This window comes from Psychrobacter sp. H27 (assembly GCF_059072655.1).
On sequence record NZ_JCACRX010000001.1, the window covers coordinates 2,465,497 to 2,484,013 of the forward strand.

An 18,517-nucleotide genomic window follows, 5' to 3' on the forward strand; every position below is an offset into this window, starting at 1 on the left:
TTTGACGGGCACGAATATCTACTGATGAGCACGTTGTTATTTGCGTCAGTATAAATCAAACAACTGACATTACTTCGGTTTTTTCTTCGTTACTCGGTAGATAGCAACATCTGCTAACAAATTAGGCGCTTGGCGTATGAGCGCTTTCATCAATGGTGTATGTCCTTTCTCAGAATCACTAACAGCAAAACGATTGATAATATGAATATCATGCTGCGCGCATAGCTGCTCAAAGTCCTTGAATGTACACAGATGAATGTTTGGGGTGTTGTACCACTCATAAGGCAGCGCTTCTGAAACAGGCATCATGCCTTTAAGCCCTAGATGGATACGGTTTTGCCAATGGGCAAAATTAGGGAAGGTAATGACCGCTTCACGAGCAACTCTCAACATATCAAGCAATAGTACGTCAGGGGACTTTACCGCTTGCAGGGCACGCGCCATGACCACCGTATCAAAACTGTCATCAGCGAAACGCGCCAGCCCATCGTTTAGATCCTGCTCAATAATCGATAAGCCATTACCAATGGCCTCATTGATTTTGTCTTCATCAATCTCAAGCCCATAGCCTGTTACGCCCAGCTTTTGTTGCAAATGTGCGAGGAGTTCGCCATTGCCACAGCCCAAATCAAGTACGTGTGCTTGCGGCGCAATCCAGCGCTCTGCCAATTGGTGATCCATTCTCATGAGCGCTCTCCTGTGGCTTGGCGACTAGGGGTAATAAAAGGCGCCGTCAAAAACCCTTCGACCGCACCCATGTAGCGTGGGATATCAAATAAGAAAGAATCATGACCATGCGGGGCATCAATATTGATATAACTGACGGGTTTGCCTGTTGCCATTAGCGCGTCCACGATCTCTTGCGAGCGCTCGGGTGCAAAGCGCCAATCAGTGGTAAATGACACGACTAGATATTGACACTGCGTATGAGCAAGAGCAGCTTTGAGCGCAGACAGTTCTTGCTGACGATCAGATTCAATCTCTTCAATCGTCGCTACCGTACCTTCTAACTCATTTTGTGTGTTTTTCTTATCCGTCTCAACAGCCGCTGCGATTGAATCCTCTAGCGGTACAGCAGACTCTGTACTGTCTTTCACTACGGCTGATGGGTAGCCACGCGTCGGATCAAAATAGTCTAGCGCTTTGGTCATAAGCAGATAGGTATTGGCATCGAAGTTTTCACTAAAGCGCTCGCCTTGATAACGCAGATAGCTTTCAACCTGAAACTCGACATCGTAGCCATACATAAATTTGCCAGATTTCAAATCACGGCCAAATTTGGCTTTCATCGCGTCATCAGTCAGATAGGTGATATGACCGACCATGCGTGCCAGTATGAGACCGCGGCGAGGGTATGTGCCCGCTTGGATATAACGTCCATCTTTAAAGTCAGGATCGGATAATATAGATTGGCGCGCTACTTCGTTGAAGGCGATATTTTGAGCAGATAGCTTTGGCGTACTGGCGATAACCACACAGCGCTTTAACCGCTCTGGATAATCAACAGACCATTGTAGCGCTTGCATACCGCCCATTGAGCCACCAACGATGGCGTGCCAAACGTCGATGCCTAGGCGATCTGATAACATGGCTTGGGTTTTCACCCAGTCTTTAATGGTGATCAGCGGAAAATCAGGACCATAAACTTGTGGCTCACTGCTGCTATTTGTATTGCTAGTATCTGAGCCAACGCTATCTGGGTTGATAGTAGTAGGACCTGTCGAACCAAAACAGCTACCGATATTATTGACGCATACCACATAGAACCGATTAGTATCGATAGCTTTATTAGGACCGATCATATTGTCCCACCAGCCCGCTTTTTTGTCGTCGCTGTTATGAAAACCTGCGGCGTGGTGGTTACCTGATAGTGCATGGCAAATCAAAATAGCATTTGAGTGGTCGCTATTGAGTGTCCCATAAGTCTCTACCATTAAGTCAAAAGAGGGTAGAGTCCGGTTGCACTCCAGGGTCAATGGTTCAGCAAAATGGTAATTCTGTGGCGAAACAATACCGACTGATCTAGCAGCAGAATTGGTTGGGCTGCTGGCTTTGGCATGAGAGTTGGGTTGCTGGTCATTAGTGTTATCAGAGCGTGCGTTCAAAGCTACCTCACAGGACGACAATCATCAATAAAATAAAAACAAAATGGCAAACGGTTGGCAGACTATTTTGCCTACCCAATTTTTATAAGCAGGGCTTGCCTATTGTATGGCGATGCGCGTAGGAGTACAACCTTTCAACAAACCTTTCGAGTGTCATCCCTGTAGCAAATAGGTCATAGACGAATAATGAATAAGTGCCAAATATAATGAATAAGGAAAGAATAAAGGACAACTGCGTATCAAATTGTATAAGAGTGCTTTTGCCATGCGCTATTTATGGATAAAATGCTACACTAAAGATGTCTATATTCCATAGTGTCTACACAATCCTGCGTTCTCTTATTGTGATAGTTGTGACATTATCTCCAATAACTTACTGCTGATAAATAGTGCTGCTATGAAACCTGAATTGCCTCCACGTATTGCTGTCCTGTTAGTCAACCTCGGTACACCAGATGAGCCAACGGCACCTGCCGTACGTCGCTATCTCAAACAGTTCCTGTCAGATCCGCGAGTGATTGAGATTCCCAAGTTTTTATGGGCAATCATCTTGAATCTGTTTGTATTGCCAAGTCGTCCTAAGCGCGTGGCAAAAGCTTATGCCAGCATTTGGGAGGGAGACTCACCGATTCGTAAGATACTCAATAGCCAAGTTGAGCTATTGGAACCGCGTCTGGCAAACAGCGTGGCGCCATTTCGTGTCTCTGTGCATCCTGCGATGAGCTATGGCAATCCTGGACTGCCTGATGTCATGGATGCACTACGCGAAGAAGGGGTGGATCACTTTGTCATTCTGCCATTGTTTCCGCAGTACTCGGCCTCTTCTGGTGGCGCGGTATACGATGCACTGACGAAGTGGACACTCAAGCAGCGTAATCTGCCAAACTATACGATTGTCAAAGACTACTTTGCTCATCCGCTATACATTCAAGCATTGGCCAACTCGATTCGCCGCTTCCAAGAGAAGCATGGCAAGCCTGACAAGTTAATGTTTAGCTTCCATGGTATCCCGCAGCCCTACGCGGATAAGGGCGACCCTTATCCTAAGCGCTGTAAATGTACTGCAGCACAAGTGGCACATGCACTTGGTCTAAAAGAGGATGAATGGATTATCAGTTTCCAGTCACGTTTTGGTAAGCAAGAGTGGGTAAAGCCGTATACTGATGTGGTGTTAGAAGACTGGGGCAAGTCTGGGGTACGCTCAGTACAAGTGGTTAGTCCTGCATTTTCAGCGGATTGTCTTGAGACGCTAGAAGAGCTGGCCATTGAAAACCGTGATAATTTTCTGGAAGCAGGCGGGCAAGAGTATCACTACATTCCCGCACTTAACCTTGATGAGACCCATATTGAGTTGCTTGAAGCATTGAGCTTGCCTCTTGTAAAAGGGTGGGCGGGTACGCTTGATGGTTGGGTTTGATTAGCCAAATGTAATAATTGCTATGAATAAGTATAAAAAATACCGGATATAACATTCGGTATTTTTTTGTCTTGATTATCTGGTAAATAAAAGTTGGGTTTTACACTATTCGATATGTAAAATAGTCCAAACAGATTTCGTTTTATATGAGTTTTGATTTGTATTTGTGAGATTTTATTTTTGAGGATCAATATGTCTAACGTTAGTAGTTCGGAATCATATATATCAGTACAGAAACCTAATGGCCAACCTTCAAGCCTACCGCCAATGGACGAATATAGTAATCCTCTACCGCAGTTATTGGATGAGCCAAGATTTTGTAAAGTATCATGGGGGATAAAGTGGATAATTCAGCCTTTTGAAATGTTTAAAGGTAACTTTTTAATATGGCTAGCCGTCAGTGTCATATTGTTTGCTATTTCAATCATAGGTTCTTATGTCCCTATAATTGATTATATTTTTGGAGCTACAAGCATTATAGCAGCGGCTATTATCATACTTATTTGCTCAGCACAGTTCCAGAATGAAGATCTTGACCTTCATCAGCTTTGGGTTAAGCTCAAAACAAACTTAAGATCTCTCATTATTCTGAATATTCTGTTTGTAGTTGGACTAGCTGTTGTATTCATACCTGTATTAATTTTCTTTAGCGGTATATCTTTAACGCTCCTATTGGATATTGAAGCGATAAAAATAAGTGACTTCCCAATGACTCCTTTTGTGTTTAGTATTTTAGTCTCATTGGTATTATTTTTAATGTTATCAATGGCAATGTGGTTTGCTCCAGCATTGATTGTATTGCATGGTTTAGATCCAAAAAGCGCAATGAAGCTCAGTCTTAAAGGGTACTTAGCTAATATATTGCCAATGATTGCTTATGGGCTGGGTCTTATTATTGTGTTGCTATTTTTTCTAAAAATCACATTAGGTTTAGGAATTATCATAGCCGTACCATGGGTAATCATGAATTGTTATATTAGCTACCGTGATGTTCTGACTGATCAACCATTATCAATAGTTTAAATATCAATAGTTTGAATGGTATTGCTCAAAAATTTAAACGAAAACAGAGTTATTGGGCATAAAAAAGCACGCTTAACGTTATTAAGCGTGCTTTCTTGATTTAAAGAAGTACTCCAGCAGTCGTACTAAATTCTAAAAATCATCATCATTGCTACGCTCTGCGGCATCTCTATCGGCGATATCCATCGCATCCGGATAATCACTGTCATCAAGATTGTCCTGTACCAACACCTCATCTACGCGTGATTCATCAATGTTTTGACGATGTATAGGCGTTAGCCCTTGTGTAGCTGCGCTACCAACTTCTGAGTTGTCAAAACCAGCACTGTTATCGATGACATCGTCATTATCGATAGTATGTAACATCGGGTTATCTAGATCGACCAACTGATTGTCTGCATCGGTTTGACCAACGACACCGTCATTGCGGCTGTTACCATCAATATGATCCATCTCTTCTTGTAGTGGGTTTTTTGAGTTTTCCATAAGTCATTCCTTATTGTAATTATTGGCAGTAAAATTATCGTACGCGCTTGTAAAAGCATTATTTATTTTGACAGTGTTATTCTACTGAACAGTCTGTACGGTTATTAGAATTTTCACTAGTAGTAAGGTGTGACAGGATGTTCAAAATATGTAAGGCGATGGACGAAATGCAAAATCGGACGGCTACTCATATTGAGCAGCCGTCCGATTTTGCAGCATTTTTTATACAGTTTGAGCCACTAAGTGATTAAGTGTAAGCCATTATGATGGTCTTTTTAATTATTGGTATGCTTGAATTTATAATTTAATTTCTGCATCAGATATGATTCATAGTCAGCCAGTTTGAAACGCCACAAATAGATCAAGGCAATCGCATAGATGGCCGTTTCCGACAATTCTTCGACGAACTCGCCCCAGGTATGCGGGAATACAATGGCGTTCTCTCCCATATATTGGATGATTGCCAGTACTGCAGCGCTGAGATAGAGTGAAACAGGCACGTTCTTTAGTACTGCCCAGAGGTATTTTCTCGAATACGCCAATAGCCCAAGCGCCACGAGATAAATAACGGTAAGTACACTATCTTCCCACCAGTCATAAGACTGATTCAAAAAAGAGAAGTCGCTTGGAACCAACAAATCTGGTAGATAGTTCAATTCCCGTCGTATCACAGCGACAAATACCAGTAGCGCTGCTAACCAAAAAGCCTGAATGTGTTTGATATGACTTTGTACAAGGTATTGTGCGCAACGTAGCAAACAGGCAAACAACAGGATCATACCGGGGATTTCAATGAGGCCATCTGAATTCAAAATAACTGGCTCCTGCGCGTCAAAAAATGTGTCAAAAACAAAAAAGTGAGCCCGTAGGCTCACTCTAACCAAAACTGTCTCACTAAATACAGATAATCTATAGGACGCTATTATAACCTAGCTTGACGATGATAACGTCATAAAATATAACCAATTGGTCATAAGTGGTTGTTTGTATAGGTAATATAAAAATAAATATTACCCTTCACTCTATCGATGATTGTACTAACTGACTAAACATAGCAAACAATGGGTTAAGTTTGACTGTCAGTATTGGTAAGTATAAAAGCACAAAACCCATGTTATCTTTACGTTGTGGGGAGCTATAAACTCCCCAAAATCAATAATTAGTGTGCTTCATCCCAGTTCTGACCACTGTCCGTCTCAACCAATAACGGCACTGCAAAGTCAACATCCCAGCCTTTATCGACAGCGGTGGTCGCTAGGACATCTTGCATGGCATCCGTAATCAATTGGCTAACCGCGTCTACCTTATCGGCATCTACTTCAAAAACGAGTTCATCATGAACCTGTAGCAGCATTTTGGCCTGATCTTTAGGCAGTACTTTATCAACGGCAATCATGGCAAGCTTAATCAGATCAGCGGCTGAGCCTTGTAACGGCGCATTAATTGCCGCGCGCTCGGCACCTTGCTTAACCATACGATTGCTATGATTGATATCAGGCGTATAGAGTTTACGACCCAATATCGTCTCGACATAGCCTTGCTCGTACGCACTAGCGCGCGTATTGACCATATAGTTTTTGACACCTGGGTAGCGCTCAAAGTACATATCAATGTAGTCTTGTGCTTCACCTCGGCTCATCTGTAACTGCTTGGCAAGTCCAAAAGCACTCATACCATATAGCAGTCCAAAATTAATAGCCTTGGCATTACGGCGCTCCGTTGGCGTAACGTCCGCGACCTCTTTGCTTAGCACTTCGGCAGCAGTGGCAGCATGAATATCTAGACCTTCGTTAAAGGCATGAGTCAGGTTGCTATCGCCTGAGAAGTGTGCCATCAGACGCAATTCAATCTGTGAATAATCCGCCGCTAAGATCACACGACCTTCTGGTGCGATAAAGGCTTGGCGAATCAGGCGACCAGTCGCCGTACGAATCGGAATATTCTGTAAGTTAGGATCGGTTGATGATAGACGACCTGTGCTCGTTAATGCCTGATGATAGCTGGTATGGACACGGTCAGTCTCGCTATCTGCGACATTATCGAGCGCATCGGTATAAGTGCTCTTGAGCTTGGATAATCCGCGATACTCTAAGGTAATATCGACTAGCGGGTGATCGACTTTCGATAGGACCGCTTCACCAGTAGAATATTGACCAGATTTGGTTTTCTTACCGCCAGGGACGCCGAGCTTATCAAACAACATCTCGCCGAGCTGCTTTGGCGAGCCTAAGTTGAACTCTTCACCCGCCACCTCGTAGGCACGCTGCTCGAGCGCGATGATTTCTTCGTCAAAGCGCTTTGATAGTTCGTTCAAAAATGAGCGTTTGATGAGAATACCATGCGCTTCCATTTGACAAAGTATCTCAGCCGTTGGAATTTCCAACTCGTGGAGTAATTTGGCATTGTTAGCATCATTTGCCAGCTCAACGCTGAACACGTCAAACAATTGATAGGTGATATCGGCATCTTCACAAGCATAGTCACTCGCAATATCGATAGCTACTTGGTCAAAGGTGACTTGTTTCGCGCCTTTACCTGCAATTTCCTCAAAGCTGATGGTCTGCGTTTGTAGATAATGGCGCGCCAGATCGTCCATACCGTGGCGAGTAGCTGCTGCGTTAATGACATAGCTTGCCAGCATGGTATCCATCGCCCAGTTGTTTGGCTGCTCATGTATCGCACCAACTAAGTCGATGTCATAGTGTGCGAGGATATGTGCGTCGTATTTTAGATGCTGTCCGATTTTACCGATATTTGGGTTTTCTAGCACAGGCTTTAAACGTGCCAATACCGTATCACGATCGAGCTGTTTTGCTGTTAGCTCGTCACCTTCTAAGCTGTGGGTGAGTGGCACATAATAAGCCTCGTGTGCTTGCACAGCAAACGATAGACCGACGATTTGGGCCTCGCGCCAATGGACGCTGGTGGTTTCGGTATCGATGACGAAATGCGGCGCTGCTTCTAATAATTCGACCAGGCTATCAAACGCGGGCTTGTCGAGCACAGTATGCCACGCTTTATCCTGATGGTTGACCTTGATGTCATCGCCGCTGTTTGCTTGCAGCGATTTGGCGACTTGTGCTTGTGACTCAGCATTGGCTTGGCTATCCTCGACACTCTTTGAGCCATTTGCAGGATGGTTTGGATGATCAAGCGATGCCAGCTCGTTTCTAAACTCAAGCTCATTGTATAGGTCGCGCAGCTCATCTATATACGCGCAAGGATCGGTATTGATTTTTAGATCGTTCCAGTCCTGACCGATTTGTAGATTGGTGACGATGGTAGCGAGCTGTCTATTAAAAGGAATGTCATCGGCGTGTTCGATCAACCCTTTGGCGCCGCGACCTTTGATAAAGCCAATATGCTTGAGCATGTTATCAATGTCACCATACTCAACCAGCAAATCTTTCGCGGTCTTTTTACCGATACCCGGCACGCCTTTGATACCGTCAGAGCTGTCACCCATGAGCGTCAAAAAGTCAATCATTTGGTTTGGGTTGATACCGAACTTGTCGATCACCGCTGGCGTGTCCGTGACTTTACCCGTAAAGCTGTCTTCTAATATCACACAGTCATTGACCAGCTGCATCATGTCTTTATCGCCCGTTGAGATGACCACATGATGACCTTGCTCGACCGCGCGATGGGCAAGCGTACCGATGATATCGTCCGCTTCTGCGCCTTCGATACGTAGCAGCGGAATACCTAGCGCGCTGACCAAACGATGGATATAAGGAATTTGCTCTACCAGCTCTACGTCTATAGGCGGACGGGCGGCTTTATAGTCAGGTGACATATGATGGCGAAAAGTCGGTGACTTGGTGTCAAAGCAGACCGCCATATGAGTGGGGTGATAACGACGCATCAATTTTAGCAGCGCATTCAAAGTACCACGGATCGCATTGGTTATTAGACCTTGCGAGTTTTGCATGGTCTTTGGAAGAGCGTGATAGGTGCGAAACAGATAGTAAGAGCCATCGACCAAGATAAATGGAGGCTGATCTTTGTCCACATGACTGGTATTCATCAGCGCAACGTTAGGCATATCGTCAAAATTTGGCAAGGCTTTTGGATCTAGCGCTTGATGGGAGTGGTGGTCATTGCTGGTCGTATTACCAGATGTATTGTCGGCTATATTATCAGTCATAAAAATCACTTATCAGCTATTAGATAGAAATATGCTCTTATTATAACGATAAAATCCGCGTGTGCCGAACTCCTTAACCGTTACGAGATATTGTAGTGGTATTAGGGCATGTCCCTAATTCAAACGCTTATCACTAAATGGGCTAAAAATGGCTAAATCTTTGACAAACGGCGTCAAATAGCTGGTTAATATCTCGATATTGTCTGCACTATTTTCCTTGTTTGCCTGCGGTTTATTTCATTTTTATTACCATTTTTAAAATAGGAACACTCCCTAGTTTTTCACCAAAATGTCAAATAAAAAAAGAACCCAGACCAGCTGAGTTCTTTTATAATTAACTTATTCTTAATTACTTATTGATAGTAAGTCTAATAATGCGTTATTTTACTTCTGAAGTGACTTCGACATCAATGTTGCCGCTGGTTGCTTTTGAGTATGGGCATACTTCATGCGCTTTTTCGACCAGTTTTTGGATGTCATCAGCAGATAGGTCTGTGTTATCAGCGATAACATGGATTTTTACAGCAAGCTTATATTCGTGGTTTTCGCCTTGTAGTAGATCGACAGAGGTCTCAACAGTTGAGCCAAACGTGGCGCTTTCCATTTTTTTGACCACGCCTAGAGCGCCATCAAAACAAGCACCATAACCCATAGCGAGTAACTGCTCAGGGTTGTTGCCTTTTTGATTACCGCCTGGTGGTACCATGTTGATTTCAAGATCACTATCGCTCAAGGTTGCTGTACCCATGCGACCGCCAGTAACCGTAGATTTTGTAGAATATAGAGATTTCATGACACATCCTTTGTTTTGAGTTTTTATGTTGAAGTGGTAAATCTAAATGTCCAATCTAGGATAGCAAATCATTAAGGCAGCTCAGTGAGTTAGTAGTAAATATTTACAACAAGTTTGTAAATGATTCTTGAATAAAGCTTGCATGAACAGTTTAAGTAGCAAGGCATATCAGCATCGGTGATATTAGGACCTATTGAATAAGTACTGGCAGGCATTAGTAGTGCTACAGGTGTCCATCACTATAGGCATTGCTATAATAGACTTTTAATCCGTCCTAATCTCCTCAAAACAGATAATAGAGTCTGACTCATAAGGATAGTGTTCGATGAATAGAGTGGTTGCAATATCTGGTGTTCTATCTGTGGCAGCACTTACTGTAGTGGGCTGCGGAGAAGAGGACGGCGCCTCTTATGGTTCTGGTAGTAGCACGATAACGCTGACAAGCTTTGATAGTAGCTATGATAGTAAAGCCAATGATACTGCCATTGCCCGAATCGATGAAACCTACCGTACTGGTGCACGTGATATCAAAACCACCAATCTCATCAATAGTTATAGCAATCAGAGTCTTAACGATCTAGACAGAACGGTACTAGCAAACGACTTCGAAGGTCGACTCGAGAATAAAGACATCGAAGTCAGTAACCGCACCGTCAAACGTCCCATTTATGAAAAAAACAGCAATAATAAACTAGACTACGAAACCACCTATCAAACTCTTAATTTATCAGGATTAAACGCCAACAGTTATAGCGCTGGCACGAATATCGAAGACCGCCGTGGTATTCGGACAGCCTTGAGCAAATACGCTAATATTCCTTCTAATGTTGCCTTTCCTGAAGGATCGGTTTGTTACATTCCGGTCGTGACAAGCGAACGCTCATTTTGGGCATTTAATGACAAGAACAAGACTGGCTACTCGTCATTAGAGAAATGGCTTGATGCGGCCAAACAGCGCTTTAGCGATGATAGAGATCATAGAACCTCTCAGTTCGGTGTGGGTATAGAAAACAAGCAAGCAGCGGCGCAAGTGATGTTTTTTGCATATAATAATCAGCCCGCTTATGAATATAGCGGCGTTGAATATGGAAAGGATATCTATGAGGCACACTATGTTGCTAAGGGCAGTATTAATCCAAATACAGACAGCCGCTTTGGCGTGGTAGATTGTACGCTGGTCAATGAGGTGGCTGGCGACTTCTTAGCTGAGCAAATAAAGCGCTATTATTAAAATCAAGCAAGCTCTACGATGACGGTTAAAAATTTTGTTAACACGCTTTGTCTGACTGAGAGAGCGTGTTTTTTTATACGCTAACTCTGCACCCTAACGCTAAATCGGCTACAATACGCTCATTATTTATTCTATTTATTTAGATTACTGTCTAAAAGACAGCCTTTTTGAAGTTAAGGTTGAAGCCAAAAACTATGAGTGTAGATCCAAAGAAATTAAACAAAGAAGTGGCCAAGCGCCGCACCTTCGCTATTATCTCGCATCCCGATGCAGGTAAGACCACCATGACCGAAAAGCTGCTGTTATGGGGTCAAGCAATTCAGGTAGTGGGCGAAGTCAAAGGCCGTAAGACTGATCGTCATGCGACCTCAGATTGGATGAGCATGGAGCAAGAGCGTGGTATTTCGATCACCACGTCTGTCATGCAGTTCCCGTACAAGGATCACATGGTCAACCTGCTAGATACCCCAGGTCACGCCGACTTTAGTGAAGATACTTACCGTACATTGACCGCCGTAGACAGCGCACTGATGATGGTCGACGGGGCAAAGGGTGTCGAGGAACGAACCATCAAACTGATGGAAGTGTGCCGTATGCGCGATACGCCAATCATCTCATTCGTTAATAAGCTCGATCGTCAGATTCGTGAGCCGCTTGAGCTGCTGAGTGAAATCGAAGCGGTGCTCAAGATTAAATGCGTACCTGTTACATGGCCAATTGGTATGGGGCAGGATTTTGTTGGGGTATATCACCTTGCAGAAGACAAAACCTATCTCTACGAAAAAGGCAACGGCGGCAAAATGACCGTCTCTGAGACTCGCGAGGGCTATGACTATCCGGATATACGTGAGCGTCTTGGGCAGTTGATGTTTGATGCGTTTGAAGAGTCATTAGAGCTGGTACAAATGGCGCTAGAAGAGTTCAGTGTTGACGCGTTCTTAGCAGGTGAGATGACGCCAGTATTGTTCGGTACGGCATTGGGCAACTTCGGTGTCAACATGGTCCTTGATACCTTAGTCAAATATGCCCCGCCGCCAAAAGCCCATCCAACGACGGAACGTAAAGTCTCAGCAACCGAGACTGATTTCACAGGCTTCGTTTTTAAGATTCAGGCAAATATGGATCCGCGTCACCGTGACCGCATTGCGTTCTTGCGCGTGTGCTCTGGTAAGTACGAGAAGGGCATGAAGATGAAGCACGTGCGTCTGGGTAAAGATGTCCGTATTGCTGATGCGCTAACCTTTTTGGCCGGTGACCGCGAGGCGCTAGAAGAGGCTTATCCAGGTGATATTATTGGTTTGCATAACCATGGCACAATCTCTATCGGTGACAGCTTCACGGAAGGTGAGGAGCTGAGCTTTACTGGTATTCCTCACTTTGCGCCTGAACTGTTCCGCCGGGTGGTGCTAAAAGATCCGCTTAAATCAAAAGCATTGCAAAAAGGGTTACAGCAGCTGAGTGAAGAGGGCGCAACGCAGGTATTCATGCCGCAGATTAATAATGATTTGGTCTTGGGTGCGGTCGGTGTACTACAGTTTGAGGTGGTCGCGCATCGTCTCAAAGAAGAGTACAAAGTCCAATGTACGTTTGAGCCGGTATCGATTGCCACCGTACGCTGGATTCATTGTGATGATGAGGTAGCATTAGCAAAATTTAAGAAAAAAGCCCACGACCAGTTATCAATAGATGGTGGTGGTTATTTGACTTATCTTGCACCATCACGCGTCAACTTACAGTTGATGCAAGACCGTTATCCAGAAATAACGTTCAGTAGTACGCGTGAGCATTAATATCATTCGTACTAAAAACACCTGTACCGCTTATTTTTCATCGATTAAGACACGCTAGCCGTGTCTTTTTTATTGTCTATCGTTTATGGTCTGATATTGGTTTTTAATGATTAGCAATACTTCATAAACACAAACAGTGTTCCTACAATACAGCGTCATTGTTACGGTAGAATGTTACGCAATACTTTATATTTATAAAAGAAAATGTATGGCAGCGATGATTCGATTCTATTTTAATAAGTCTATGTTTCAACTGTTATTGTGTAGGGCCGCGAATATTCAGCGCGTTAGTTCCTTGGCGAGTGGTTTACTAATCGGCGCTATCAGTATGTCTGCAACTGCAGGTAGCCTTGTCAGTAAAACAGAGTATCTTGATTATCAACTGCCAGAAAAAATTCAGAATATATGCGCTGAGCGTGATAATTGCCCAGAGATTGAGGTTAAATATCTCAAGAGTAATCATAGCTGGATAGATACAACAATCAATGCACGTATTAACAGTTTGGTTGTCAATAGTAAGCCAACAGAATCAGCACCGATTAAAACGCCAAGCACTCAAGCAGACGTGAATGCTGCGATTAATGACTTTGCGGCGTCGCAGTTTCAAGATATGCCTGAAGAGGTTTCGTGGGCTTATAGTTTGACGGTGACGCCTGTCTATTTAGGTCACGTCAATAACTTTGAGCTGTTTGAAATCAACTCTTATGTTTTTACTGGCGGTGCGCACGGTATGCCATACAGCGAGTATTTGACGTTTGATCTAAGTACCGAAAAACAAGTCACCCTCGATGATATGCTGATCAAAGGCAAGAAGCCTCGTTTCGAAGCACTCGCGCATGATGCGTACAAGACATGGGTGAAAACGGTCGCTGACGATGTCAGTAGCTATGAGAAAAATTGGCCATTTATGTTGAGCAACAATGTGACGTTGACAGATACAGGCATCAATATTCGCTATCAGCACTATTCTATCGGCCCGTATGCTTATGGTATGCCCGTATTGAGCATTCCGTATAGTGAGCTTAATAAGGTGATAAAACCTTACTTTATACCAAAATAGACAGATAAATAACGACTACATTATGTTCTCTACTACAGATCGACCAGTTAATAACCATCAATAATAATTTGCTTAAAATCGTTTGAAAATTAATAGAAAAATAAGGAGTTACAGTATGACGAATAATACAGATAACATGACAGCAGCAACCAATACGTGGCAGTTGAATGCATTGACAGAGGCATTGGGCGATTTAACACTGACAGTTAGTGATAGTTTGTCTGTTGGCCGTGGCAGCGACAGTGATGTCGTGCTGGGTAGCAAACAGGTATCTCGCAATCATGCTGTGCTGAGCGTACTAGACGGTCAGCTATACGTAAAAGACTTGGATTCTTCCAATGGTACTTTTATCAACGATAGACGTATCACAGGTAACGAGTCAAATGTGCTACAAGCTAACGATACGCTTGGTTTTGCAAGTTTTGTCTTTCAGGTACAAGCATCTACCACTCCTGAAGAAAGTACAACGTTAGCACCAGCAACAGAAGAAGAGGTAACCACTGAGACAGAAACAACCGCGGGAACTGTTGACGAGCAGAGCATAGCTAATGAGACTATCGATCAAAAATCTCTTGATAATAGACCAGTTATTGATGAGCTTGTTACTGAAGAGACTAGTATTAAAGAACAAACAAATGAGAGTCCTGTAGCAGCTAGCAACGAACCAGTCGTCAAACAAACAGGTATCGAAGAGATCCTACCTAGTTCTAATACAGAGAAAGTATCATCTGTCGATACCGACCCAACTAGAGCGCCAGACACCACAATGGACAAAACAGCAGACCCAGTAACAACACCTACCACTGAGGACGTAGTTGCTGAATCAGTCTCTCCAGAGCCAGTAGTAAAAGAAACAGGTATCGAAGACGTATTATCAGCAGCAGACAGTACAGCGCCCGCACAAATTGAAGAGACTTCAGTTGAAGCAGGGGCAACATCTGAATCAACTGTACCAACAACGTCAGAGCAGTCGACAGTAACTAATGAGAGTGCCTCGTTAGTAGAGCAGGAACCAGTGGTAGAGCAGCCAGTGGCACATAAAGAGACTGTAATACGTGAGGAGCGTGCAAACCAAATGGAACATGACAAAACAACAAAAACAGAGTTACAAGAAGAAGCTGACCCTGAAGTTTTAAAAGCCAAACAAGCAGCCAGTGCACAGTTTTCAGGTACAGCTAATTTAGGACAGGATCGTGATCTTGGTACTGAAGGCAATAATGCAATGGATCAAGAAATCAGTAATCCAGCGCATACAGGACAAGTAGAGAAAAAAGCGAGTGGCGGCTGGTTTATATGGGTCTTCCTAGCGATTTTGATTATCGGTCTGGCGTTGTGGTTATTTAATATGGGCGGTGTTTAATCCTATTCAACCTGGATACAACTTAGCTATGGCAGCTACTCTATAGAATGAATGTTGGAGTAGGAGACTATTGAGGCTACTAAGACTAAGTTATCAGTGCTAACGAGTATTGCTGAATACTTGATTAGCTATTTATCCAAATAATTTTTTTATAGCGCCAACATGACAACAAAATGTTGGCGCTATATTTTATTTAACAGTGTGCTGTTTTGTTTTTGCCGCGATGATGCAAAGTGAGCGTTACTATGATGACCTTCCAAGAATACCAAGCTTTCAAAGATCGTGGCTTTAGTCATGCGCCCTTGATAAAAAAACGTTTGATGGACGTACAGACCCCAGTGTCCGTCTTTTCTAAAGTGCGTGATCTAAATGGCTCTGCTTATCTGTTTGAGTCTGTAGTAGGCGGTGAGCGCTGGGCGCGATATTCGATGATTGGTTTGGGTAGTGATTTGATCCTACAATATGCTGATGGCAATATGACCATCAAAAAAAATGATCATATCGATACACAAGCCGTAGTAGATCCCTTCGATTATATCCGCAAGTTGATGGCGCAGTATCAGATGCCAACGGCTGAAGATATGCCCACTGTACCAAGTTTTAGTGGCGGCTTAGTGGGATACTTCGGCTATGATATGGTACGTATTATTGAGCCTAGTGTCGGACCATCTGATGCTCCTAATCCCATGTCGATGCCAGATATGTGGCTGATGCTGTCAATGAGCGTCATCGTATTCGATAATCTAGAAAACACCTTGTCAATAATCGTTTATGCTGATTGCCAGACTGAAGAAGGCTACAGTACAGCCATTCGTGAATTAGAAAAAATCGAAGAAAAGTTGGCAGAGCCGTCGAATCTGTCTGCGCCAGTCATGCCTACGCCTACATTCACATCGCAGACAGGTAAGGATAAATACTGTAGCGACGTCAACAAAATAAAAGACTATATCGTAGCAGGCGATGTCATGCAGGTAGTCCCAGCGCAGCGCTTGACTGCTGACTATACAGGTGACTCTCTAGCTGTTTATCGCGCGCTCCGCTATCTCAACCCATCGCCTTATCTGTTTTTGGTGCATGGCTATACGCTCGACGACCATAAGCGATTTGATATCATCGGCGCGTCTCCTGAAATATTATCTAGGATCGAAAATGGCAAGGTAACTGTGCGTCCGCTAGCAGGGACACGTAAGCGTGGTCAAGATGAAGCAGAGGATCTGGCACTGGAGCAGGAGCTACTTCATGACAAAAAAGAAACTGCCGAGCATTTAATGCTTGTTGATCTAGGTCGTAATGATATCGATCGCGTTTGCGAATATGGTAGTGTCAAAGTGACAGAAAAGATGTTTATTGAGCGCTACTCACAAGTGATGCATATTGCGTCCAATGTAGAAGGCACAATACAAGCTGACAAAGACGCATTGGACGTGTTCTGTGCGACTTTTCCTGCTGGTACGCTATCAGGGGCTCCTAAAATTCGAGCCATGCAAATTATTGATGAGATAGAACCTGTTCGTCGAACGGTATTCGGCGGCTCTGTAGGTTATTTGGGCTGGAATGGCAATATGGATACCGCCATTGCTATTCGTACTGCAGTAATGCGCCGCGGCGAGATACATATCCAGGCAGGAGCAGGCGTCGTCGCTGATTCTGTACCAGAAGCTGAGTGGGATGAAACCAATAAAAAAGCACTAGCATTGGTAAAAGCCGTAAAAATGGCCTGCAATGGATTGCGTATTCGCTAACTATTCTCTTTTAATTTATCAAATACAGGTAAATCGGATACAAGATACCAAGACGACTGTATTTTTCTATTAAAAAAATAACAACGTAATCAATGGCTTGAGTATTTATATCAAAATAATTGAAAAAAAGATAAAAAAGGACTTGCGTCATTCAAAATATTTGATAGAATAGCCACCACTTTAGAGAGAACAAGCCGACTTAGCTCAGTTGGTAGAGCAACTGACTTGTAATCAGTAGGTCGCCAGTTCGATCCCGGCAGTCGGCACCATCTCTTTTAAAGTAGCTTTTTATGAATTTGTCTTAAATGAAAGTCATTTTTGTTCAAAGCACCCTAAGGTGGGATTGGGGAGCGGTCAAACCCAACAGACTGTAAATCTGTCGCGAAAGCTTCGAAGGTTCGAATCCTTCTCCCACCACCATATTTTTTAAAAGTTTGTCACAGCGCCAAGCATGCTCTGTATTTAACAACTCTCGATTAGAGTTGATATAAACAAGAGTAAATGCGGGTGTGGTATAATGGTAACACCTTAGCCTTCCAAGCTAATGACGCGGGTTCGATTCCCGCCACCCGCTCCATATATACACCATCGCAAAGCCTAATAATCAATCATCACGACAGTCAGTTATTATTGCTGTATCGTGATATTTTTTTTAGTGCAGCTCAAAGATTTTTAATATACGCTCATATAGCTCAGCGGTAGAGCACTCCCTTGGTAAGGGAGAGGTCTCGAGTTCAATTCTCGATATGAGCTCCATTTATTATTTATCTCCTTTATGCTTGTTTTGCTATTTATATATAGCTTTGCGTCGATATCGAAAATATAAAATATTGAAACATATAAAATTAGTAAGACATATAATGATTCAAAGGTGACACTGAGGTGTTGCCTTTTAGTGCTGTCAGCATGTTAATGAATATCGGTTTTGGTGGTTTGATATCAACGCTATTAGAACTGGTAAACGAATATGCAGGCATTTATACACTATTTCTTGCATTTTGGTTTCCCTCTTTTTATTGCAATTGCGTTTTTTAGAAAAGAGTGGAAAAAAGCATATCTGATTTTGCTCGCGACCATGCTGGTGGACATAGATCACCTAATAGCGAACCCAATTTTTCAGGCAAATAGATGTAGCATTAATTTCCACCCATTACATACGTATTATGCAATGTTGGTATATGTGTTTTTGCTCTTTTTCCGTAAGCCTTTTAACATTATTGGCATTGGATTGCTTTTTCATATGTTGACGGACTTTACGGATTGTTTGATGATGTCATCGAGCTAATACAATAGATTTGTACATCGAGACAGTTAAAAGGTCATAGCTGACGTTGGAATGAATCAAGCGTTCTATGACACAGAG

The 18,517-nt window shown here is 43.2% G+C and carries 14 protein-coding genes and 4 tRNA genes; 12 read left to right on the plus strand and 6 right to left on the minus strand.

Features of this window, described 5'->3' with window-relative positions; translation table 11 throughout:
* Positions 1-69: 69 nt before the first annotated feature.
* Both metW and metX read right to left on the minus strand, forming a co-directional pair.
* A complete protein-coding gene (metW, locus tag AC5JPY_RS10095; RefSeq protein WP_443525506.1) occupies positions 70-687 on the minus strand; it encodes a methionine biosynthesis protein MetW in 618 nt (205 codons plus the stop codon).
* Positions 684-2,012: a homoserine O-acetyltransferase MetX gene (gene metX / locus AC5JPY_RS10100; RefSeq protein ID WP_443525564.1), complete on the minus strand. Its 1,329-nt coding sequence runs from the start codon at positions 2,010-2,012 to the stop codon at positions 684-686. The genes metW and metX overlap by 4 nt, the downstream gene beginning before the upstream one ends.
* A gap of 490 nt (positions 2,013-2,502) precedes the next feature.
* On the opposite strand from metX, the gene hemH reads away from it, so the two are divergent.
* Both hemH and AC5JPY_RS10110 read left to right on the plus strand, forming a co-directional pair.
* On the plus strand, positions 2,503-3,522 hold the full coding sequence (gene hemH / locus AC5JPY_RS10105) for a ferrochelatase (RefSeq protein ID WP_319051868.1): 1,020 nt from the start codon (positions 2,503-2,505) through the stop codon (positions 3,520-3,522).
* Positions 3,523-3,714: 192 nt separating this feature from the next.
* The gene (locus AC5JPY_RS10110) at positions 3,715-4,545 is read left to right on the plus strand and encodes a BPSS1780 family membrane protein (RefSeq protein WP_319051867.1); all 831 of its coding nucleotides are present in this window, start codon (positions 3,715-3,717) and stop codon (positions 4,543-4,545) included.
* A 132-nt stretch (positions 4,546-4,677) separates the two neighbouring features.
* On the opposite strand, the gene AC5JPY_RS10115 is transcribed toward AC5JPY_RS10110, so the two are convergent.
* The 4 genes from AC5JPY_RS10115 to AC5JPY_RS10130 all read right to left on the minus strand — a co-directional run bounded on the left by AC5JPY_RS10115 (position 4,678) and on the right by AC5JPY_RS10130 (position 9,971).
* Complete coding sequence (locus AC5JPY_RS10115) at positions 4,678-5,031, minus strand: hypothetical protein (protein ID WP_443525508.1); 354 nt, start codon at positions 5,029-5,031, stop codon at positions 4,678-4,680.
* A gap of 275 nt (positions 5,032-5,306) precedes the next feature.
* Complete coding sequence (locus tag AC5JPY_RS10120; RefSeq protein WP_493852394.1) at positions 5,307-5,843, minus strand: hypothetical protein; 537 nt, start codon at positions 5,841-5,843, stop codon at positions 5,307-5,309.
* Positions 5,844-6,190: 347 nt separating this feature from the next.
* Positions 6,191-9,178, minus strand: a complete 2,988-nt coding sequence (gene polA / locus AC5JPY_RS10125; protein WP_443525511.1) for a DNA polymerase I — start codon at positions 9,176-9,178, stop codon at positions 6,191-6,193.
* A 379-nt stretch (positions 9,179-9,557) separates the two neighbouring features.
* Entirely contained in the window at positions 9,558-9,971 is a 414-nt protein-coding gene (locus tag AC5JPY_RS10130; protein ID WP_319051787.1) for an Ohr family peroxiredoxin, read from the minus strand.
* A gap of 325 nt (positions 9,972-10,296) precedes the next feature.
* Here AC5JPY_RS10130 and AC5JPY_RS10135 point away from each other — a divergent pair, with 325 nt between their 5' ends.
* The 10 genes from AC5JPY_RS10135 (at position 10,297) to AC5JPY_RS10180 (ending at position 18,439) form a co-directional block, all read left to right on the plus strand.
* Positions 10,297-11,202 carry a hypothetical protein gene (locus AC5JPY_RS10135; RefSeq protein WP_443525513.1) on the plus strand — a complete coding sequence of 302 codons (906 nt, stop codon included), beginning with the start codon at positions 10,297-10,299 and terminating at the stop codon, positions 11,200-11,202.
* A 194-nt stretch (positions 11,203-11,396) separates the two neighbouring features.
* On the plus strand, positions 11,397-12,992 hold the full coding sequence (locus AC5JPY_RS10140; protein WP_443525515.1) for a peptide chain release factor 3: 1,596 nt from the start codon (positions 11,397-11,399) through the stop codon (positions 12,990-12,992).
* Between the two features lie 328 nt (positions 12,993-13,320).
* On the plus strand, positions 13,321-14,052 hold the full coding sequence (locus tag AC5JPY_RS10145; protein ID WP_443525517.1) for an RsiV family protein: 732 nt from the start codon (positions 13,321-13,323) through the stop codon (positions 14,050-14,052).
* Between the two features lie 115 nt (positions 14,053-14,167).
* A complete protein-coding gene (locus tag AC5JPY_RS10150) occupies positions 14,168-15,412 on the plus strand; it encodes an FHA domain-containing protein (RefSeq protein WP_443525519.1) in 1,245 nt (414 codons plus the stop codon).
* Between the two features lie 245 nt (positions 15,413-15,657).
* On the plus strand, positions 15,658-17,154 hold the full coding sequence (gene trpE, locus AC5JPY_RS10155; protein ID WP_443525521.1) for an anthranilate synthase component I: 1,497 nt from the start codon (positions 15,658-15,660) through the stop codon (positions 17,152-17,154).
* A 193-nt stretch (positions 17,155-17,347) separates the two neighbouring features.
* Positions 17,348-17,423 (plus strand) — tRNA-Thr (locus tag AC5JPY_RS10160).
* 67 nt (positions 17,424-17,490) lie between these two features.
* Positions 17,491-17,574, plus strand: a tRNA-Tyr gene (locus AC5JPY_RS10165).
* A gap of 83 nt (positions 17,575-17,657) precedes the next feature.
* Positions 17,658-17,731, plus strand: a tRNA-Gly gene (locus tag AC5JPY_RS10170).
* 104 nt (positions 17,732-17,835) lie between these two features.
* Positions 17,836-17,910, plus strand: a tRNA-Thr gene (locus tag AC5JPY_RS10175).
* A 211-nt stretch (positions 17,911-18,121) separates the two neighbouring features.
* The gene (locus AC5JPY_RS10180) at positions 18,122-18,439 is read left to right on the plus strand and encodes a DUF6122 family protein (RefSeq protein WP_319051780.1); all 318 of its coding nucleotides are present in this window, start codon (positions 18,122-18,124) and stop codon (positions 18,437-18,439) included.
* Positions 18,440-18,517 lie beyond the last annotated feature (78 nt).